Annotated in this window: 20 protein-coding genes, 1 tRNA gene and 1 pseudogene; 10 read left to right on the forward strand and 12 right to left on the reverse strand. The window is 35.2% G+C overall.

What is annotated here, in order from left to right; translation table 11 throughout:
* Positions 1–128: 128 nt before the first annotated feature.
* The 4 genes from HNQ35_RS07325 to HNQ35_RS07340 all read left to right on the forward strand — a co-directional run bounded on the left by HNQ35_RS07325 (position 129) and on the right by HNQ35_RS07340 (position 3,498).
* Positions 129–620 (forward strand): DUF3231 family protein, encoded by a 492-nt coding sequence (locus HNQ35_RS07325; protein WP_246118049.1) that lies wholly within the window; start codon positions 129–131, stop codon positions 618–620.
* Between the two features lie 38 nt (positions 621–658).
* Positions 659–1,864: an MFS transporter gene (locus tag HNQ35_RS07330; RefSeq protein ID WP_146936387.1), complete on the forward strand. Its 1,206-nt coding sequence runs from the start codon at positions 659–661 to the stop codon at positions 1,862–1,864.
* Positions 1,865–1,993: 129 nt separating this feature from the next.
* Positions 1,994–2,731 (forward strand): ABC transporter ATP-binding protein, encoded by a 738-nt coding sequence (locus HNQ35_RS07335; protein ID WP_246118051.1) that lies wholly within the window; start codon positions 1,994–1,996, stop codon positions 2,729–2,731.
* Positions 2,728–3,498, forward strand: a complete 771-nt coding sequence (locus HNQ35_RS07340) for an ABC transporter permease (RefSeq protein WP_146936058.1) — start codon at positions 2,728–2,730, stop codon at positions 3,496–3,498. Before HNQ35_RS07335 ends, HNQ35_RS07340 begins: the two co-directional genes overlap by 4 nt.
* Positions 3,499–3,554: 56 nt before the next feature.
* Here HNQ35_RS07340 and HNQ35_RS07345 read toward each other — a convergent pair whose 3' ends face one another.
* The 3 genes from HNQ35_RS07345 to HNQ35_RS07355 all read right to left on the reverse strand — a co-directional run bounded on the left by HNQ35_RS07345 (position 3,555) and on the right by HNQ35_RS07355 (position 4,879).
* Positions 3,555–3,659 carry a YjcZ family sporulation protein gene (locus HNQ35_RS07345; protein ID WP_146936059.1) on the reverse strand — a complete coding sequence of 35 codons (105 nt, stop codon included), beginning with the start codon at positions 3,657–3,659 and terminating at the stop codon, positions 3,555–3,557.
* A 115-nt stretch (positions 3,660–3,774) separates the two neighbouring features.
* Positions 3,775–4,140 carry a DUF4363 family protein gene (locus HNQ35_RS07350; protein WP_170226607.1) on the reverse strand — a complete coding sequence of 122 codons (366 nt, stop codon included), beginning with the start codon at positions 4,138–4,140 and terminating at the stop codon, positions 3,775–3,777.
* A gap of 10 nt (positions 4,141–4,150) precedes the next feature.
* The gene (locus tag HNQ35_RS07355; protein ID WP_146936061.1) at positions 4,151–4,879 is read right to left on the reverse strand and encodes a DUF421 domain-containing protein; all 729 of its coding nucleotides are present in this window, start codon (positions 4,877–4,879) and stop codon (positions 4,151–4,153) included.
* Positions 4,880–4,999: 120 nt separating this feature from the next.
* Here HNQ35_RS07355 and HNQ35_RS07360 point away from each other — a divergent pair, with 120 nt between their 5' ends.
* Positions 5,000–5,785 carry a DUF2268 domain-containing putative Zn-dependent protease gene (locus HNQ35_RS07360; protein ID WP_146936062.1) on the forward strand — a complete coding sequence of 262 codons (786 nt, stop codon included), beginning with the start codon at positions 5,000–5,002 and terminating at the stop codon, positions 5,783–5,785.
* A 47-nt stretch (positions 5,786–5,832) separates the two neighbouring features.
* Here HNQ35_RS07360 and HNQ35_RS07365 read toward each other — a convergent pair whose 3' ends face one another.
* Positions 5,833–6,093: an LSm family protein gene (locus HNQ35_RS07365; RefSeq protein WP_146936063.1), complete on the reverse strand. Its 261-nt coding sequence runs from the start codon at positions 6,091–6,093 to the stop codon at positions 5,833–5,835.
* A gap of 181 nt (positions 6,094–6,274) precedes the next feature.
* Between HNQ35_RS07365 and HNQ35_RS07370 the strand changes: the two genes are divergently transcribed.
* The 4 genes and pseudogenes from HNQ35_RS07370 (at position 6,275) to HNQ35_RS07385 (ending at position 7,845) form a co-directional block, all read left to right on the forward strand.
* The gene (locus HNQ35_RS07370) at positions 6,275–6,391 is read left to right on the forward strand and encodes a YjcZ family sporulation protein (RefSeq protein WP_146936065.1); all 117 of its coding nucleotides are present in this window, start codon (positions 6,275–6,277) and stop codon (positions 6,389–6,391) included.
* Positions 6,392–6,412: 21 nt separating this feature from the next.
* A complete protein-coding gene (locus HNQ35_RS07375) occupies positions 6,413–6,547 on the forward strand; it encodes a YjcZ family sporulation protein (protein ID WP_146936067.1) in 135 nt (44 codons plus the stop codon).
* 82 nt (positions 6,548–6,629) lie between these two features.
* Positions 6,630–6,713, forward strand: a pseudogene (locus HNQ35_RS14500) (YjcZ family sporulation protein); the annotation flags it as partial.
* A gap of 187 nt (positions 6,714–6,900) precedes the next feature.
* Complete coding sequence (locus HNQ35_RS07385; RefSeq protein WP_146936071.1) at positions 6,901–7,845, forward strand: c-type cytochrome; 945 nt, start codon at positions 6,901–6,903, stop codon at positions 7,843–7,845.
* A 39-nt stretch (positions 7,846–7,884) separates the two neighbouring features.
* On the opposite strand, the gene HNQ35_RS07390 is transcribed toward HNQ35_RS07385, so the two are convergent.
* The 8 genes from HNQ35_RS07390 to HNQ35_RS07425 form a co-directional block, all read right to left on the reverse strand.
* Positions 7,885–8,331 (reverse strand): CBS domain-containing protein, encoded by a 447-nt coding sequence (locus tag HNQ35_RS07390; RefSeq protein WP_146936073.1) that lies wholly within the window; start codon positions 8,329–8,331, stop codon positions 7,885–7,887.
* Positions 8,332–8,406: 75 nt separating this feature from the next.
* On the reverse strand, positions 8,407–9,627 hold the full coding sequence (locus HNQ35_RS07395) for an MFS transporter (RefSeq protein WP_260173510.1): 1,221 nt from the start codon (positions 9,625–9,627) through the stop codon (positions 8,407–8,409).
* Between the two features lie 29 nt (positions 9,628–9,656).
* A complete protein-coding gene (locus tag HNQ35_RS07400) occupies positions 9,657–10,898 on the reverse strand; it encodes a metal-dependent hydrolase family protein (RefSeq protein ID WP_146936077.1) in 1,242 nt (413 codons plus the stop codon).
* 38 nt (positions 10,899–10,936) lie between these two features.
* Entirely contained in the window at positions 10,937–12,109 is a 1,173-nt protein-coding gene (locus HNQ35_RS07405) for a hypothetical protein (protein WP_146936078.1), read from the reverse strand.
* Between the two features lie 277 nt (positions 12,110–12,386).
* Positions 12,387–15,128, reverse strand: a complete 2,742-nt coding sequence (locus tag HNQ35_RS07410) for a UPF0182 family membrane protein (protein WP_146936080.1) — start codon at positions 15,126–15,128, stop codon at positions 12,387–12,389.
* Positions 15,129–15,288: 160 nt separating this feature from the next.
* The gene (locus tag HNQ35_RS07415) at positions 15,289–16,446 is read right to left on the reverse strand and encodes an iron-containing alcohol dehydrogenase (protein WP_146936082.1); all 1,158 of its coding nucleotides are present in this window, start codon (positions 16,444–16,446) and stop codon (positions 15,289–15,291) included.
* Positions 16,447–16,766: 320 nt separating this feature from the next.
* Positions 16,767–18,491 carry a sulfate adenylyltransferase gene (locus tag HNQ35_RS07420; protein WP_146936084.1) on the reverse strand — a complete coding sequence of 575 codons (1,725 nt, stop codon included), beginning with the start codon at positions 18,489–18,491 and terminating at the stop codon, positions 16,767–16,769.
* Between the two features lie 313 nt (positions 18,492–18,804).
* Positions 18,805–20,865, reverse strand: a complete 2,061-nt coding sequence (locus HNQ35_RS07425) for a catalase (RefSeq protein WP_146936086.1) — start codon at positions 20,863–20,865, stop codon at positions 18,805–18,807.
* A 698-nt stretch (positions 20,866–21,563) separates the two neighbouring features.
* On the opposite strand from HNQ35_RS07425, the gene HNQ35_RS07430 reads away from it, so the two are divergent.
* Positions 21,564–21,636: transfer RNA gene (locus tag HNQ35_RS07430), tRNA-Val, on the forward strand.
* The last annotated feature ends 3 nt before the right edge of the window (positions 21,637–21,639 follow it).

The following is a 21,639-nucleotide window of genomic DNA, read 5'->3' on the forward strand; positions in this document are numbered from 1 at the left end:
GCACTTTTAATCCGTGGGGTTATTCCCACGGATTTTTCGTTAAGCATGATTCACATGACATAATTTCTTTTATTTAGGATAACCTAATGAAAACATGGCACATTCATTTTATGAGGAGGAATGATGAAGTGAAAATAACATGGCATGAAGAACCATTTCACTCCGGTGAAATATATCATCTTTGGCAATATTTATATGACTTAAAATTATCTGGCGTTATATTACAAGTATATATGAATCATTCAAATGATAAGAAGTTAAAAGATTTTATAGATAATTTATTAGAGCATGGTTATGAGGAAGAACATGGAAAAATTGAATTTATATTAAAAGAAATCGGTGTTCGTCTTCCACCGGCACCTCCGGATCGTCCACATGTCGATGTTAAGGATATTCCTGCGGGCGCACGTATGAATGATGATGAAATTTCCCGACTCATACTAGATGAACTACGTCAAAAAATGATTCAATGTAGTTATTTAATTAGCCTGTTAACAAATGAATCAATTATCGAGCTTTTCGCTCATTTTCACACCCATAAAATTAATGAAATGAATAAACTAATTTTATTAATTAAAGAAAATGGCTGGTACATTCAGCCGCCTACCCATGTTAAATAGGAGTGTTATGATTGTCAGCAAAGTCAAATAAAAGTTTAATGATAGCAATCGGTTCCATTCCATTAATTATGACATTAGGAAATTCTATGCTTATACCGATATTACCCGCTATGAAAAAGCACTTAGAACTTACTCAAATGCAAGTTAGCTTAACGATTACAGTATATTCGATTGCATCAGCTATTTTCATTCCGATTCTTGGTTATTTATCTGATCGATACACACGTAAAATCATTATCATTCCTTCGTTAGTCTTATTTATCATTGGTGGATTAATATCCGGGTTTGCTGCAGCAATGTTTTCTAATGCATATGCTTGGATTATTATCGGACGCATTTTACAAGGAATCGGAGCTTCAGGTACTGCATCGATTGCTATGGCCTTAACTGGAGATTTATTTAAAGGTCAGGAACAAAGCCATGTCTTAGGTATTTTTGAAGCATCGAATGGCTTAGGAAAGGTTCTATCTCCAATACTCGGTGCTTTATTTGGACTGATTGTTTGGTATGCCGTATTTTTTGCTTTCCCTATTATGACCGTATTCTCTCTACTGCTCGTCATTTTTTTCGTTAAGGAAGAAGGCCTTCGCTATCCGCCACCGCCTTTCAAAAAGTATGTCCGTGATTTATTATCTATTTTCCATTTAGAAGGAAGATGGCTTTTTGTTACTTATATTGCTGGTGGAACATGTCTATTTACATTATATGGCATCCTATTTTATTTATCAGATATATTAGAAAGCCACTATCAAATTGAAGGCGTTATCAAAGGTCTCATCTTAGCCATTCCACTTCTTTTCATGGTTAGTACAGCTTATATGACAGGAAATAAAATCGGGAAAGATTTCCCACTAATGAAACGGCTCATGCTGGTCGGTTTTATACTTATGACTAGCGCCTATCTTCTATTAGCATTTTTTAAAAACCTTATTATTTTTGTTATTTTACTTGCTTTAAGTGGATTTGGAGTCGGCTTAAGTTTACCTTGTATTAATAGTTTAATTACCGGATCTGTTGAAAAGGAAAACCGTGGTTTTGTCACATCATTATATAGTTCTGTCCGGTTTATCGGTGTCGCTATCGGTCCTCCTATTTTTGCCCGTTTAATGGAATGGTCACATATAGGTATGTTCATTTCATTAACAGTACTTACCTTTGTTGTTACTTTGCTCATTCTATTTTTAATTAAAGTAACGGATAAAGAGCCGACGCAACACCATCCTATAAGATATACCTATTATTAGCCATCGAGAAACATCAATGGTTTCTCAATGGCTTTTTCTGTTTATCTATTCTGTAGGACTTATATAATTTTTTTTGATATGATAAGTACATCGAACGATTTACATCATAGTAAAGGAAGTGTGCATCATTTGGATCACATATTAAATGAAGATGCAGCAATTTATTTTGAACATGTATCGTATAAGAGAGATAACAACACCATTTTATCTCATATTAATGGGATGTTTCCAAAAGGAAAAATTACAGCTCTTGTTGGACCATCTGGAGCTGGTAAAACTTCGTTATTAAAACTATGTAATGGATTAAAATCACCAACTTCTGGGAACATATACATCAATAATAAAAACATTAATTCTTACGATCCTCCTTCGTTAAGACGATATGCTGGGATCGCTCTACAGCAAGCAACAATGATTGATGGAACTGTTAGGAAAAACTTAGCTTTGCCCTTAATATTACAAAATAAATCATTAACAGAAAATGAGGCGAAAGAACTTTTAAAACTCGTTGGGTTAGATACTGACATGTTGTCACGTCATGTGAATGATTTATCTGGCGGCCAAAAACAGAAATTATCCATTGCTCGCACCCTTGTTAACCGACCACATATTCTATTGCTTGATGAAATCACTTCATCACTCGACCCTATTTCTGTAGAAGAAATTGAAAAACTAATCTATACAATAAACAAAAAATATCGTACAACAATTATATGGATTACTCATGATATAAATCAAGCACGTCAAATGGGCGATTATGTATGGGTTATGATGCAGGGACAGCTAATCGAAAGTGGGTCGATATCTTTACTTGATCATCCGAAAACAGATAAAGTGGCTCAGTTTTTGAAAGGAAGATCATCATGAGTTTTACTACATTAAGTTTTGCCCTTGTATTTGTCTTGATTCCGCTAATATTATCGAAGTATTTTAAACTTGGATTAGAAAAAGATACCTTGATAGCAACCATACGATCCATCATTCAACTCTTTATTGTCGGATACTTATTAAAATTTGTATTTGATTCGGAGCAATATATATATATCATCCTCATGGTTACAATTATGATTATTGCTGCAACCCAAAATGCAAGGAAAAAGGGTAAAATGATAAGAGGAATAACATGGAAGCTTGTTCTTACATTTACTTTAATAGAGTTAATCACCCAGTTTATTTTAATTGGCTTTCAAATTACCCCACCGACAGCACAATATATTATACCACTTAGTGGAATGGTTATTGGTAACTCAATGGTTTTAGCTATATTATTTTTAAATCGCTTTACAAGTGAGATAAAATCACAACAAGATCAAACAGAACTAATATTATCACTTGGGGGAAGTCCAAAACAAGCTGTTCAAAACCAGCTCGTCCAAGCTATTCGTGCCAGTACAATTCCAACGATTGAGAGTCAGAAAACAATCGGTCTCGTACAATTACCTGGGATGATGAGTGGTCAAATTATTGCAGGAGCTGATCCGTTACAGGCAGTCTTCTTTCAATTACTCGTCTTATTTTTATTATTAACAACAGCTGTTTTTACGAGTATATTACTCGGGTTTCTCTCATACCCCACTTTATTCAATGAAAGCATGCAGTTTTTGGATGAGGAATTAAAACAATTAAGTGACTAGTTAAATAAGTAAGTCGGATAAGATGTGAAAAATCTTTTCCGACTTACTTTTTATATTTAGTAATTTACAAAAGAGACGCCTACTATAATGAGTAAAACAAAAAGTACAACGATTAAAGCAAAGCTATTATTAAATCCCCCATAACCTCCATCATAAGACATTGTTTGGCTCCTCCTTCATTATTTTTTCATAGGATGTGTTTTTCCTATATTGTTAATATATGTATCATTGTTGATTAGGGGTAGGGTTTTAGAGGAGTTTATTTGTATCATTTTTTTATCTTCCTAATTCATCCCATAAATATTCAATTTCTGCTATCTCTGCTAATATACTGCCCTTTTCTCTAGCTTCTATAAAACCATGAATGCGTACAAATATACGACTAATTAATCGCATCTCCTCTCGTTCTGAACTAAATTGAATCCTTTTTGATACCGTTTTCCATGCCTTTTTCGCCTTTATCAGATGGTCTTCTGCCTTATCCCACTGTTCATTTCGTACATCTTCTTTTAATACATGCACATGGTGTAGCACATCATCATGACCTAGAAAAGGCTTTTTTAAAAGAATCCCAGTCGTCATACTAAGTATAAATATTCCAATTAAAAAAACTGGAATAAATATAAAACCTAAACCTTTCATCATTTATCACCTACTCTAAATCATTGTAGTCACTGACATCTGTTGCTTGTGAAAGATGATCACGATAGCCATCAATATAAAATGAACCGTTTTTTTGGTAAGTAGCAAGAAAAACATCTTTGGAAGACGTAAAACCATATAATCTAATCTGGTTTTCTAACCACTCCATGTTCTTGTTGACTTGTTTTAAATTGCTCTTTAAGACACGACCATCATATATTAATTCAACATCTACTCCCTTTGATTTAGGTGGAAGATTAAGATCTTTAGGTGTAACAGGTTGATAAGGAGACTTCTTCAAAACAGAGAGTTTACCATTTGTCTCTAATATAGCAAAGGCAACTTCATTCATATCAAAAATACCTTTATCCCTTAATTGATCTGTTAAATCAGCAGCTCTGTAGCGCAGTTTTTTCATCGTGCCTTCCATGATTTGACCGTTCATAATGACAATTGCTGGTTCTCCATCAATGTATTTAGATAATTTGTGACTTTTAACTGTCACCCACTGTAGTATAAAAACAAATGATGTCCAACTAAACAGACCGACCCAATGTGGCCACGCTCGACTTGTTAAATCGGTTGTTAACGTTGCAGCAATCGAACCAATTGTTATGCCTAATATGTAATCAAAAAATGTAAGGTGACTAACTTGTTGTTTTCCAAGAGATCTCGTGAATATTAATAATGAGAAGAAAGCAACTATTGATCTGATAAAAACAACTAGAGTATCATTCATTTATTACACCCCAAGAACGACATATTTATCTTTAGAATGTGCCATTTCTAATCATTTATACACATCAATCAATACAAAGCATATATATAAGCGAAACATTAAAAAGAGGGGAATGACAAGATGACAGTTGTTCAAACTGACCAATGGCTATTACAAACGAATAGCAATCCATTACAAATCTGCCAAAAGCTAAAAACATCATTTAGTGGTTTTTCTACAGAAGATATTTATAATCTTTTAACCTCTTATGGTATGTTCAGAAAACCTATGAAAGACTGTTTAGAGTATGTAACATCATGGCGAAAACAAAACCTTTGGAACATGATTCGTAAACAATTTTCAAAGTTACGTCAAAAATGGAATGGACCGGATATACCTATCTATATCTTTCCTTCAGATCCTTTAAATAAACAATTACGCATATATCATAATGGAAAATCTGGGCTTGCATTTCGGAATCAAATTTTTTTATTTATTTCACCTAAAACAACCAAACAAGAAATCATTGCCTTATTTACCCACGAATACAACCATGTATGTCGTCTCACGCAATATAGAAAGGAAGAATCTGAATATACATTATTAGATACAATTATTCTTGAGGGATTGGCTGAGAATGGAGTTCGTGAACAATTAGGGAATGCTTATTTAGCAAATTGGACGAATAAATACCATGCCCATCAACTAAAAAGATTTTGGAAACGCATGATTTTACCAGCTATTTCGATTCCGATTCATCATCGAAAACATGACGTGTTATTATATGGATCATATTTATATCCAAAAATGTTAGGGTATGCTGTAGGATATGACGTTGTTTACCAATATTTAACAATAAATAATTTAACAGTTAAGGATATCATCCCTCTATCGTCAGAAACAATTGCTCAACTGAATGATCATTAAAATAAGAAACAGACGGATAATCTAACCGGCTGTTTCTTATTAATTATTTAAAAGAAAAAAAATGGTGGAATTAATAATAGAGTAGCAATTGAGCCAAGAGCGATTCCGATAGCAACTCCTTCTCGAAAACGTCTTCTCGGAAAATAATAGCCATATCCGAATCCTCTTCTCTGATTTAAAGGTTGCACATAAACATATCGAGAGTCAACCTCCCTTATAACTCCTCTATATTCTAATCCATCATGTGTTCGAATAAATACTGTTTTTCCGTGATATTTCTTACATAGTGAATAATAATATTGCGACATTTCTTCACCTCCAATAGATCAAACCTGTTCCATTATATGAAAGATGAAAATATGAAGAATGGATGTTATCACTAGAAGGGAAGAAGCACACCTAATTAGGCGAAATCTGGGGTAATGTCTAGGTCACATTATGCATTTAACTCATATATTATATTGTAATCGACCAGGAGGTGTTGTGAAAATGGGTAAAAATGTGGGCGGATCTGATTATGGATATGGAAAAAGCTTTGCACTAATCGTCGTACTGTTTATCCTACTTATTATCGTAGGGGCAGCTTATGTTGGGTACGGCTATTAAGATATCTAGGAGGTGAATATAATGAGTTATTATCAGTACTGTGGACATGGATATAGTGAACCGGTTTCTAAATGTAGCAATTATGGAAATGGGTTTACACTAATAGTCGTGTTATTTATTTTGCTAATTATTGTCGGTGCGACATTTTATTGCTAAATATTAAGAAACAAGGAGGAAAAGTTTTATGGGATGCTGCTGGAATTACAGTTATGGTTATAGTGCACCAGTAAGTCATTACGGATATGGAAATGGAACAAGTTTTGCATTAATCGTCGTACTATTCATCCTACTTATTATTGTAGGTGCTGCATGGTATTACTAAACAGAAAGGAAGCGACATTGCAACTATTGTCGCTTCTTTTTTACATATTTAGTATGAACCTTTTGTGTCGTTCTTTTTACAACTTTTTGAAAGCCCTTACATTTACCTTTTTTTATCTAGGCTGCATACAAATAAATTCTTATAATTAAAGTAGGATCAAATCACATAATTAAAAAGGAGGATTTAAATGATAAAGCAAAAAAGATTTTGGGTAGGTCTATTCTTAATTATTTTTATTGTTGGAGCTTGTTCGAATACAAATGACGGTAATCTAATGACAAAAGAAAATAATACTAATGAAAAAGGTGAAACAGAAGAATTGGCTTATAACCCACCTTCCCTTGATGATTTAGACCCAGATAATCCAAAAACAGATTATATTAAATATGGTGAAGAAATTTTTAATGAGACACATGTTGTGCTTGATGATTATGTAGGGAATAAATTATCATGTCAAAGCTGTCATGCTGATGGTGGACTATCTAACGCATCATCTATGGTCGGGGTGACAACACAATTTCCACAGTATAGACCACGTGAAGGTGTTGTCTTTACATTGGAAGACCGTATTAACGGATGCATGCTGCGAAGTATGAATGGTAAAAAAATTCCACAAGATAGTAAAGAGATGCGCGCCTTAGTTAGTTATTTGACGTATATTTCTGAGGGTATTGAAGTCGGAGAAGAAATTCCATGGAGAATGTTAAACACAATGGAAGAAATACCTGAACCAGATGTCGTTCGTGGTAAAGATTTATATCAGGAAAAAAACTGTCTCTCTTGTCATGCTGTTGATGGATCTGGGACAGGTGCTAATACAGGGCCGGCATTATGGGGTGATAACTCATTTAATGATGGTGCTGGTTTAGCTCGGATGGTTAAAATGGCTGGCTACTTAAAGAACAATATGCCACCAGGTGATGAATATGAATTATCAGATCAAGAAGCAGCTGATTTAGCCGCATTCATTTTATCTCATGAACGACCTGAATGGAAAGGACATGAAAAAGATTGGCCCAAAGGAGGACGTCCAACTGATATAATAACGAAAGACCGACGGGAAAAAATTCGTGAAGGAACGTTCGATTGGTCTGAAATAGAAAATATTATTCCGGCGGAAAATAATGATTAAAACAAAGCCTATCCTCCTAATTAGGGATAGGCTTCATTTTTAAAATTGATTTTGTTGAGGTGTGGATGGTGTTGATATGCTTGCCAATGCAGCTCCAGCTTTCTGATCGTGCTCCTGATGCACAGCGAGGTCACCTAAAGAAACAACACCAACAAGTTGCTGATTTTCCAAGATAGGGAGTCGCCTAATTTGTTGCTTGGCCATTAATTGTGCAGCCTCTTCTATTCCCATATCAGGAGTCGCACTGACTATATTATTTGTCGACATAACATCCTTCACAAACGTATGTGGCTTATCGCCAGCTGCTGTAGAACGAAGTGTAATATCACGGTCTGTAATGATTCCTTGTAAATTTCCAGATTCATCAACAACCGGAATTGAACCAATATTATATTGACTCATTAATGAAGCGGCTTCCTGAATTGTTTGGGCACCATTAACTGTCACAACATCTGATGTCATAATATCTCGTAATTGATGTGTCATAACATAACCTCCCTTTCATTCAATAGGTTTGACTAATTCCATCTTAATATGAAAGGTAGATTTTTCATATAACTGTTAATCCAAACAACTCGTATCTTTTTGTGTTACTTTCGTCATGACAAATAATAATAGTCCACACATAAACATAACGAGTGCACTAAAAATAAATGGCATACCGAGATATTGGGAAACTATACCCGAACATGTTGATCCCGCCACAACACCCAAAGAGAAGAACGCATAGAAGACGCCATAAGCTTTTCCACGATTACTCTCTGTCGTAGCATCTGCTACCATTCGATTCATAGATGGAAATATCAGGGCAAATCCAAATCCATAAACAATCATTGCTATAAAACCTACCCAAAAATTGCTCATATAATTAACGACCACTAGTGAGGCACTTATTAAACCAATACCTGTTAAAACTAAGACAACAGGTGAAAATCGATCATATATACGATTAATTGGCGTCAGAAAGACAATTAATGCTGTTATTCCAAACGTGCTTAACAACATACCCGTTACTGCTGAACTTAAAGATATGTCCTCAACTTTAAGCGGGAGAGCAAATGCCAACGTTCCATTACTAACCATCAAGGCGAAAGCTGCTAAAGAAGCTTGCATAATAAAAGGATTTTTTAGTATTGGAAAAAATTTCCTTAACGATGCTTTTCCTCTATCTGTCTTAGTATACGTATCTTTAACATATTTAATGATTAAAACAGACGTCACCACAAATAAAATCGAAACAAATATAAACACGTGCTCTACTTTAGATTGTGCTGCCATAGCACCACCAAGGGCAGGCCCTAATATAGCTGCAATACCAATAGATGCACCTGTAAATGCCATCGTCTTTCCACGTGTTTGCTTTTTCGTTTGATCACCGATAAACGCAAAGGCTGCTGGGATTAATACACCACCGGCAAGACCATGTAAAAAGCGAATAGTTAATAACTGCATACCTGTTTGTGCCAATGGATAAAATAATAATATAATTGCTACCGATATAACACCTAATAATAACATCTGTTTTCTTCCAAAACGATCGATAAAGTGGCCACCTACGATGTTTCCAATCATATTTGTCAATGAATAGATAGCTACAATTGCACCTGTTAACATATGAGATGCACCTAAATCAATCGCATATGGGGTAATAATGGGCAACTGAATAAATGTATCTAAAAAGGACACAACAATAATAATATATAGCATTCTTGTCATCATGAATTCCTCACTTTCATCCCTTATTATATCGTAACTTAAGTTTTTTTCCGATAAAAAAAACAGCCTGTTATAATTCCAGGCTGTTTTTTATATTATCTTATATCTTTTTCAATTTTTCCGTTTTTAATGACTACTTTAATTTGATCATTATGTGCTAATGAATAAATATCTTCAAGCGGATTTTTCTCTACAATAATTAAGTCGGCTAACTTTCCTGCTTCCACAGTCCCTAATTGTTTGTCCCATTCAAGACATTGTGCAGCTGTTTTAGTCGATGCTACTATAGCATCCATTGGTGTCATACCCGCATCAACCATTAAACCTAATTCTCTTAAATTTGTACCGTGTTTCATCACACCAGCATCTGTTCCCATGGCAATTTTCACACCTGCTTGATATGCCTTTTGAAAGCTTATTTTATGCTGTTCAATAACTTCTTTTGACTTGTCGACAGCTGTTTGTGGCATTCCAACCTGTTCTGCAGTTTCTAAAACAGCAACGGGGGCCAGTAAAGTTGGAACTAAATATGTCCCATTTTCAAGCATCAGCTCTATCGCTTCATCATCCATAAAAATGCCATGTTCAATTGAATGTACCCCAGCTTTTACTGCATTCTTAATTCCTTCAGCACCTTGGGCATGAGCCATCACTTTTACATTTTTACGAAATCTCCCTTCTTCAACAATCGCTTTTAATTCTTCGAGAGAGAATTGCGTGAATTCTGGATGATCGGTTGGACTAAGGACACCACCTGTAGCATGTACTTTAATAACTTCTGCTCCTGCTCTTAATATTTCACGTGTTTTTTTGCGCACTTCCGCCACACCGTCACATTTTCCGCTAGGCATACCAGGATATCCAGATGGCATGAGATCTATTTCATTTCCTGATACAGTATAACCATCACCATGTCCACCTGTAATCGTTAAAGCGTTAATACTCAATTGCATGCGTGGACCAATAATTAATCCATCTTCCACTGCCTTTTTGACACCATAATCCGTACCAAGTGCATCTCGCACAGACGTAACACCCGCATGAAGTGTCGCCTTTAAATATTCTGCTGCTTTATAAAACATATATGAAAAAGGTGTCGACATTCGCTCTTCTAGTGGGGCATATTCCATTGTCATATGCACATGAGAGTCGATCATTCCAGGTAAAATGGTTTTCCCCTTAACATCGAGAACCTTTTCGTCTCCTCTTTCTGTATAATTTGTTTTAGATCCAGCATAAATAATTTTTTCATTTTCAATCACAACAACTGCATCCTGAATAGGATTATTACCAGTACCATCAATAAGTACACCATTTGTAATCATTGTTTTTGTCATTTTCATTCTCCTCTTTCTTTAATTAATTATGCATTGCATTAAAGTGTTTGGATGAAAATTCCCGCAATTACGACAGATGCCACTGTCACTGTTGTGAATCCACCAATTAACATAGGAGCCAATAATTCATTAAAAATAAGTTTTTCTTCTTCTTCATTTCTACCGGCACTGCGACTAACCTCTTCACATAATATATAATCTCCTGGGAAGCCAAATAATGCTGTAAGAGCGACAGGCATTCCTTTGTATGGACTCCATTTTACTAACTTTGATATGAGCCAACCACCAATCATAATTCCAAATGTACCTAATGCAAGTATTAATATAACTGGTGGTAAGTTGTTCCAAACTTGTTGCGGAGTGACACCTGCCATCGTTCCGATAACAACAAATATAATTCCAATCATCGTTAAAGTGAAAGAATTTGCTTTTTCTAATGATCGCGGTTCAAAAATTTTTAATTTTAAGCCGATAATTCCAATAGCTAATGCCCATAAACTATAATGCACTGGTGTTATTTCACCTAGAAGGACGGCAATGCCAGCTCCAACAAAAATAATAAATAATTTCAGTGTTGCACTTTCTTTTATCACTTTCCACGTGCCATTTTTTTCCTCCTGCTTTTCAATGAACTCTATACCACCACCCATTGGTACAAATGTTCCTTCATCTAGCTCTTTCTGTACGTCTTTCGCATACTTTCTCATAAAATTAAGAGCTATTGGCATGCCCGCAACACCTTGGAAAGCAACAATTAATGCTGGAATGACGACAAGACTTGTTAGGCCTAGCTCCGTCAATCTTTCTGATGTAATGATAAGGGCAATGACTCCCCCACTAATCGGGCCAATTCCTGCTACAGCAGTTGGATAATCATATATTAGAGGCACAATTAAAAGTATTAAAGCTCCAGCTACTATAATGCCCCCTAAAGCTATTAACACAGCTTTTACTTGACTTTTCAGTAAATTGATTGGAATCATAGTCCCCATATGCAAAATGGCGGGAGCAATTAATATAGCACCTAACGCTGCAAATTGCGATTTTTCCAAAATATCTTCAGGAAAAATGCCCGTCCATACCATAATGAGAAAGCCGACCATCGCTGTAAGTAACATCGGAATTCTCGCTCTTGAAACAATGGATAACCATTCTCCAAAAGCTATCAGAGCAAAGATACAAACAGTCGCAATAAGTGGTTGTTCGAACATATCCGTCTGCCTCCTATTAATATTTTATTTTTAACATCACTAGTTAAACAATGATAATGTTGAATAATATAACAATTCTAACTGAATTTGTAAATGGCTTTATTATAATTTTTATCTATTATCTAATTATTTTGCGAATTATGTAAGCGTATTCTATAGCAATCTGTCCATACTCTGGAATAAATATGTCTAAATTGTTAACTTTTATGTTTTATTTGAAAAATACGGTCATTTACAAAAAACACACCTTCCAATGTGAAAGGTGTGTTTTAAAATACTAATTTATTTGTTCTAACTGGGCTTCAATTTCTGTCATAATTTTAGCAGCTTTTTTCCAGTCTCCATTACTTAATGCCGTTCGATAGTCATCGAATAATTGAGATATTTCTTGAAGGATTGTTTCAGAATCCATTAACGATTCTTTTTCTCTCTTGTCTTGTTCTTTCTTCGTTTCTTTTTCTGATTTTGTTTCCACTTTGTGATTTGGGTCAACCAAGCTTAATATTTTATTTAATGATTTTTCAAACGTTTCTTCCATGACAATATGTTCACCATAAGCCATTACAACTTGCTTCACTTCAGGAAGTGATGTTTCATTTGAGGATTCAATGTAAATAGGTTCGACATATAGTACCGTATCCTCGATTGGGATAGCTAATAAATTACCACGTATCACTTTGGATCCACCTTGAGCCCATAAATTCAATTGTTGCGAAATGACACTATCCTGATTAATTCGATTTTCTATTTGCTGTGGTCCGTAAATATTTTTCTGTTTAGGGAAACGATAGACGAACATCTCACCATAATGTTCACCATCATTTCGTACACCAATCCACGCAATCATGTTCTGCCTTTTCTTCGGCGTATAAGGCATCATTAAAATAAATTCTTCTTCATTTTGATCAGGTAAAGCCATCGTTATGTAATATGGATTCATTTCAATATCTTTGTTGAAGTACTTTTCCGTTGGAAACTGCCAATAATCTTCACGATTATAGAACACTTCTAAGTTTGACATATGATACGTGCCATACATTTTCGCCTGAATTTTGAAGAGTTTCTGTGGATATCGAAAATGTGCTTTAACATCTTCTGGGATATCTTTTGTAAATAACTCAGGGAATATACGTTCATATGTTTTTAGTAGTGGATCATCGGGATCAGCAATATAAAAGTTCACTTCCCCCGAGTACGCATCAATCATAACCTTAACGGAATTACGAATATAATTCTCATGTTTGGTATGTGGTTCGGAATATGGATATCTTTCTGCTGTTACATAAGCATCAATCATCCAAGCTAATGAACCATCGTCACGGATGAATATATAAGGATCTTCATCATATTCAAAGAAAGGAGCAATTTTATTCACTCGATCCATAATGTTGCGTGTCGCTAACAATTGGCTATCTTTCGTTAATTGGTCTGATACGAGCATGCGAAATGATCCTTCACTTATTGCAAATAAAACCTTATTTAATCCCTTTAGTGGAATACCCAAATCAGCTTCGTATCGATGTGTTTCATTTTCTTCTCCTTTCGGAAAATCAAATTCATCCACTTTAGAATTGACGATGACGTTCGGATAATCCTCTTCACCAAAGTATATTTGTGGCCGTTTAATTTCAAACGCCCCTTCAGGTGGTAAGTTTTTCACCATATATTCTGGTTGGCCTTGCTTCGTTACTTTATTTACATGACTCATCGCTATTCCATAGCCATGTGTATATCTTAAATTTCGATTAACCCATGTCTTAGCTTGTGATGGTAAATCATCCATACTTAATTCTCTCGCACCAATAAAAACTTGCTCATACTTTCCGTCAATTTTATAACGATCAATATCAACATTATTGAATTTATAATATGTTCTAAACGTTTGAATTTGATTATAAATATCTAATAATGGACGTGAATCATTTAAACGTACATTGTTTAAAGTCAACTCGTTTCGTTTTACCATATCATCGGTTAATGAGTAATTCCCTGGATGCTCCTTCACTTTAATATCATCAAGTCCATAGGCAGCACGCGTAAACGTTAAATTATGCTTTAGAAAAGGTTCTTCTCGAACAAACTCATTTGGTGACACGATAAAACTTTGAACGATGATTGCAGCACCTTGGCCAATAATCAATAATGCTAAATAAAGAACGACTGGCTTTATCATTTCATGAATCTTTCCACTTGTTAACGCTACAATCATCCAGATTGAACCAATAATTGCTACACCTGCTAATATATAACCTTTTGGAATATTAATTAATTTATCCGTATAACTTAATCCATGTACAACACTTTTCTGGAAAAGATTGACTGAGTCTGTTAGAACCGTTCCATATATGGATAAATAATGGAGTGCTGCAAAGAGAACCCCTAGAATAGCAAGCGTTATTCCCATATGTACTTGTGCTTGTCGATTATCACGATAAATGTTAAAAACAGAATATGCAGCGATCTCAATCATGAAAAAAAAGATTGTTAAACCGAGTAAAACATAAACAATAAACTTTAAAAATGGTAATACAAACATATAGAACGATACGTCTAAATTAAAATATGGATCTTTAATGCCAAAAGACGTATGCTTTAAAAATTTCAAGGCAACTTCCCAGCCGATACCTTGAACAATAACACTGCCTACTAACCCAATGATTAGAGTTATAAAAAGAATTATTAAATTCATCATTGGTTTTTTTTGAAGAATGGTGGATACTTGATGTGATCCGAAGTGACTGATATATACTCGACGAATCCAATGTAATGTTATCATAGTCGTTAAACCAAATAATATAAAACCAGTAAAACCTAATATAATTTTACTAGACAAAACGGTTGTAAATACACGACCAAATCCTAATGTATTCATCCAAATATAATCTACAAACCATTTAAACGTTGGCCATCCGATAATGACAAGAATAAAAAATATAGAAAGTGTCATTGCTAAGCGTTTACCAAAACGCCGCCATCTTTTTAATTGATCGATTTGAATTACTTTTCTAAAGTCCTCCATTATATTCCCCCTTCAAGATGTACTCCACTCTTTATCTTAACAAATGATTACAAGAGTTACATCTTTATTACGTCTAAAAATTTAAGATGTTTCAACAAAATCGCCTTTGTTAAAAAACCCTCCTTCAGCAAGAAGGAGGGTTAGATGTTTAGTTTAGTTATTACATAGCATTTTTAATAATTTCTTCAACTTCTTCAAGTTTTGGTCGACGTGGGTTTGTTAGTGCTGTTGCATCTTTCATCGCGTTTTTAGCCAATGTTGGAATATCTTCCTCTTTAGCACCCATTTCTTTAAATCCAGATGGGATTCCTAAGTCTTGTCCGAGTCTTACGATTGTGTCAATTGCAATTTGGGCGGCATCATAATCACTTAAACCTTCTACATTCTCCCCTAAGAATGAAGCAATATCAGCAAAACGCTCTTCCCTTGCAATTAAGTTAAACCGACACACATGTGGTAAAAGGATGGCATTACATACACCGTGTGGGAAATTATAGAATCCACCGAATTGGTGTGCAATCGCATGGACATAACCTAAACCTGCATTATTAAATGCCATTCCTGCTAACGATTGTGCATAAGCCATTTGTTCACGCGCTTCTAAGTCTTGACCATTAGCTACGGCACGTGGTAAATATTTTGGAATAATACGCATGGCTTGAATTGCAAGTGCATCTGTAATTGGTGTGGCATCAGTAGATACATATGCTTCGATTGCATGTGTTAATGCATCAAGACCAGTTGCAGCTGTTAAACCTGCAGGCATTCCTACCATTAAATCAGGATCATTAATAGAAAGTGTTGGAGTGACATGTTTATCAACAATAGCCATTTTTACTTTACGAGCTGTATCTGTAATAATAGTGAATTTCGTCAACTCACTACCAGTACCTGCTGTTGTGTTAATAGCTACTAAAGGTACCATCGGATTTTCAGATACGTCAACACCTTCATAATCATGAATTTTTCCGCCGTTTGCTGCTACTAAAGCAATCGCTTTACCAGCATCATGTGAACTACCACCGCCTAATGTAACGATACTATCACATGACTCTGCTTTAAATGCTTTTAAGCCGTCTTCAACGTTTTTATCTGTAGGATTTGGTTCCGCTTTAGGGTATATTGCTACATCTACTCCAGCTTCACGAATCATTGTCGCAATTTTATCTGCAAGACCTAGTTGATGAAGTCCTTCATCAGTTACTAAAAGTGTTTTCTTAACACCTAATCCTTTAAGACGAGTACCTGCTTCATTAACTGAACCAGATCCGAATAAGTTTACGGATGGCATATGGAAAGCTGATTGTTTATTTGCCATTTTATTTCCTCCTAATTTGTAGAAAAATGTTTAATCTCTATCATGATAGAAAACAAGTGGGAAAAATATCTTCTATATTCATTTTTCCAACTTAGTCATATTGTATACATAACAATTTTAAACATTTTATAACACGAAATTCAAACATCATGCTCATAACTTTACAAATTTATATAATTGAAATCAAAGTGAATTTTCCACCAATTGAAATCATCGTTTTATATACTACATAATGATTAAGTCAATTGACTGCTCAACACATCTAAATATGAGAGCAGCCATTCATATACAATTGCTTCTATCAAATTAAATATTGTCGTTTAAGCTTCATCGCTACCGCGGTAACGTTTATATGGCAATGGGTTCCATATTCGATATGATAATGTATCTTTTTTCAATGATAAAGGAATATCTTCCATAATACGTTTGGCAACTTCTAACTCCTTTTCAGCCTCTTCTTTATCTTGATACATAAACTCATCTGAAGCTTTATCCGGTGCTTGCTTTACTTTCTCTTTCAAGTTCGCAACAACCATTTTTTGTTGTTTACGCATAGATTCACGTGCCTCCGTTTTCCATTCTGGTTGTAACGAACGGTTTATATCCGTTACATAACTAAATTCATCGAATATATCTTGATAAATTCTATTAGCATTCAATCGAACATCCATGACAGCTCTTTCCAAATCTTGAATCGTTAATGCACTCATTTCTAATGGTTGTATGCGCTTCGTTCCCCCTAATTGAGCCGTTTCTAAGTAATAAGGAAATATACTATGAATGATTTTACCGACTGGCAATATAGACTGATGATCATCATCTAATCCTTTCGGTTGTACACCTTGCATTGCAATGCGAGCTGATTCTGGGCGTACAATTTCCTTAGGTGGTAAAAATCCATGTCTTAGTAATTCACGAATCCCCGTACCCGAAATATGAATGCGAAAACGCATATCATGTGGACATGTTTGTTTCGTACCTAAACTATCACAACGTGTACAATAAAAAACTTCATGATATAAACGTACGTCAATACCTAACTCCTCAGGTGTAAACTGTTCAAAAATCGTATGACTCGCATATTTATCATAATAATCACCAATTCCGGCATGATCTCTTCCGATAAGGGCATGCGTACAGCCATAATTTTTCATGATTAAAGCATGTAAAACAGTTTCTCTCGGTCCAGCAAAAATATAAGTCACTCTTAATGGTGAAAGGACAGTGCGATTTTTAGGATAATACGTATTTAACACACTTCGGTAAGCTAACATCCGAAATTCATGTCTTGTATATTCCCGTTTTGCCATCTCAACTAGCGGTTGAATGAGTAACCCATCCAGCTCTTCTAATGCATTTTTATGAATGTATTCATGTCCCCGGTGTAACGGATTAGCCCCTGTTATAAAACCACCGACAGAACGATATTTTTTCTCTTCATAGAATAAATACCACGTATCTTTTGGCTCCATGCGCATCTTTTCAAAAGGTCCCCAATGAACACGCCGTAATAATTGTATCGGACCTCCTAATGCAGTATCTCCCATTCGTCGATATATGGCATCGACACCAGGGTGATTTCGATCCGTCGTTCCAAAAAGATGGGAGGCTCGCATTTCTTTATTGTATGAGAAGATATCTTCTACTGTAAGTATAGCGACCGGTTCTTTACTTTCATCGGTAAGTACGACTTCATCTCCAATTGAAAGTGATTGAATCACTGCCCTGTTCTTCTCACCTATTGGAGCAAAGCTTAATGGCACCGGCCAAATAACGCCATTTGCCAAGCGACCATGTTCTAGAACTGATTTGTAATCATCTTCATTCATAAACCCCTCATTAGGAGATAAAACACCTGTCGCTATCATCTCAAGTGTAATGACAGCTTCCAAATCAACCATAATTGTGGGCAGTTCTTTCGTTCTGTGATATGCCGCTTCTAGGTCATCCCCCTTCAATACACGATTAACTAATTTCCCACCATGTGGTTGCTGCGGATAATTTAAGTATGCCTGATTTTGTTCATTAATCAATTTTTCTATCATCTTTCTCCTCCTTTTTCTTTAGGATAAGTCTCAAGGCAATGAAATCTCATAAATCCCCCTTATTAAATAATAGCCATTTGCGTAAGCGGTTACATAGTTATATAACTTATATTTGCGCTAATTTATTTAATAATATATATATAATTTATCGAATTGTCAAATATATTTTATTTTATAAAAATACCATATATTAGCTAGAAACAATTATAAAGACCTGGGGTATGCTGCATATTTTAAGCTAAAAATTATTTATTAATCATACATAACAGACAAAATACGGAGCCCGCTAGACTCCGTGTTAATCTTTTCAATATCATCTTCTATTCCAAAAACGTTGCTTAGCAATAGCAGATACAAATTCTTTATTAAAATTCGGATTATTTGTGGCGAAAATGACACCTTCTAAATTATTTTTTTCTGATGTTTGAATATAAGATTGACCACTAGTGGCGACACCAATTGGTTTATAATGTTGATATGTGACACGGATGTAGTACATCATGTCTTGATTAAATTTATCTTGATTTTTAGAACGTCCACCTACAACGTAAATCGAGTCTAACAAATATGGACTAGATGTAAGAAAGGTTTCATCAACTTTAAATTTCGTGCCATCTCTACCTGTAACAGTACCGAGCGTTTCGCTAATAATATAAATGAAAACGCCATATTCACGTAACAAATGAAGGACACTTTTTACTTCTTTACCATTAAAACCGTCCCCAATTAATATACCTACCCTTTGTGTATACGCGTAATGAGGGGTATTCATTTGACTAAGCGACGGGTATTTTATCGATACTGGAACATGCGAGCCACTCGGACGGTCTACGCCGATATTGTCTGCAACAATCGTTGCCATTTCCTTATCCACATGAACTAGCAAATCAACAACTTGCTGACGAACGGATTTCCTTTTCACACTTCCTACCTGAAAGCTAAGTGCTTCTATCGTGTGATGTTTTTCAACGGGGCTCAAACTATTCCAAAATATTCTCGGTTGTGTGAAAATATCGTTAAATGATTTACTTCTACCTCTTACGACATGCCCTTCGACCTTTTTAGGATAATGAACATAGCCACCTTCTTCCGGAGGTGTTGTATATGGCGTGTTATTTGCGATTGAATTTTTATGATAATTAACTTGATCAACATCAATACGATATCGCATATATCCCTTACGTTGATTATTATGAAACGGACAAAGTGGTCGATTAATTGGTAAATCTTGAAAGTTAGCACTGCCAAGTCGATGGTACTGTGCACTTTGATAAGCTATTAATCTGCCTTGTAAGACAGGGTCATTAGAAAAATCAATTCCTGGTACGACATTTGCAGGGTTAAAAGCGACTTGTTCTAATTCCGCAAATTCATTATCAACATTTTTATTTAAAGTCATCTTACCGATTATGTGAACAGGAACGAGTTCTTCTGGCCAAAACTTTGCCGGGTCAAGAACATCAAAATCAAATTTGAATTCATCCTCCATCGCAATCAACTGAACCCCTAATTCATACTCAGGATAAGCCCCTCTATCAATCGCCTCTCTTAAATCTCTTCGATGATAGTCAGGATCTATACCCCCTATTTTCTGTGCCTCATCTTGAAGCAAGGAGTGTACGCCGAGAACAGGCTTCCAAACAAATCTAACAAAAGTAGCTACACCTTCGTCATTAACAAATAAATACGTATTAATCGACCAAGATTCCATCATTCGGTAGTTTTTTATAATCCCTCTATCGGACATAACCCACAACACCATATGAAGTGCTTCTTGATTATTTGCGACATAATCCCAGAAATTATCATGTGCTCCTGAAGCCGTTGGCATACCACTTCTTGGTTCTGGTTGATATGCATGGATTACATCAGGGAATTTCATCGGATCTTGATTAATTAATACTGGCATAGCGATTGTTGTTAAATCATAATTACCTTCATCTGTATAAAACTTAACACCCTTACAACGCAGATCTCTTGCTGTATCTTTAGAACCCCTATCTCCTTGAACAGTCGAAAAGCGAACAAATACGGGCGTCTTTTTACCTGATTCTTGTAAAAATCCTGCTTTTGTATATTGTTTCATCGATTTATAACATTCAAATATACCATGTGCTCCGTAACCACGTGCATGAACCACTCTTGATGGTATTCTTTCCCGAACAAAGTGTGTCATTTTTTCAAAATAATGCCAATCCTCATGTAATGACGGACCTCGCTCACCTGCTTTTAATGTTTCCTGATCATTAGATATTTTTCTCGATTGATTCGTTGTCATTGGCTTCCCGGTATTTTTTACACGAAATTCGTCTAACTGATCATTTTTACTATTCATGGGTTTCTGATTTCTTGAAGCTGACTGATTATTATCCATATGAACACCCACCCATTAAAATTTTTCAATCCAATTATATGCTTATGCGATGTTTTACATTATAGAACATAGCTTTATGTTTAGTTTCCTTATAGCTAATATAAATATAATATTGGATTTTCTAAGTGATAAACGAACATATCAATGACAGTTGCACGAACCTCTATAGGACAGGTGTTGGCGATGTACAAATATGCGCACGCGAGCTTTACCTGTCAAAGCAGCGCTCTACTTATAAATTCAAACAATATCCTTTTAAAAGATATCTTCTTCAAAACCTTGAATACTAATCCATACAACTTCCCAAAAGCATTTGGATGATATACGTCATTTTTATAAAGTAAACCATCTAATTTGCTACAATAATCGATTATCCTATACCTTTTAAACTATAATAGTCATATTCTGCATCTAATATATTATGAATCAATCTCTACTAAGCCTAATTCCGTAACATCTTGCTCAATCACCATGTTTTGAAAGATATGGGGATAAGAATTTCAAAGGATCTAAAAGATAGATGAACATAACGTGTACCCATTACGATTACTCGATGCTCAAGTGCAACTTTCCTAGCTCCTACGATTCATTTAGCAAACTTCATTTCACCATTTTATCGGTTTCTTTTATTTTTTTAAAGAAACCCCTTGACTTTTATTACCATCGTCAATATAATAGTAAATGTTGACGCAATAAATGATTCCGTAGCTCAGCTGGGAGAGCGCTACCTTGACAGGGTAGAGGTCGTTGGTTCGAGCCCAATCGGAATCACTC

It is taken from the genome of Cerasibacillus quisquiliarum, from assembly GCF_014202495.1.
Classification (GTDB): Bacteria; Bacillota; Bacilli; order Bacillales; family Amphibacillaceae; genus Cerasibacillus; species Cerasibacillus quisquiliarum.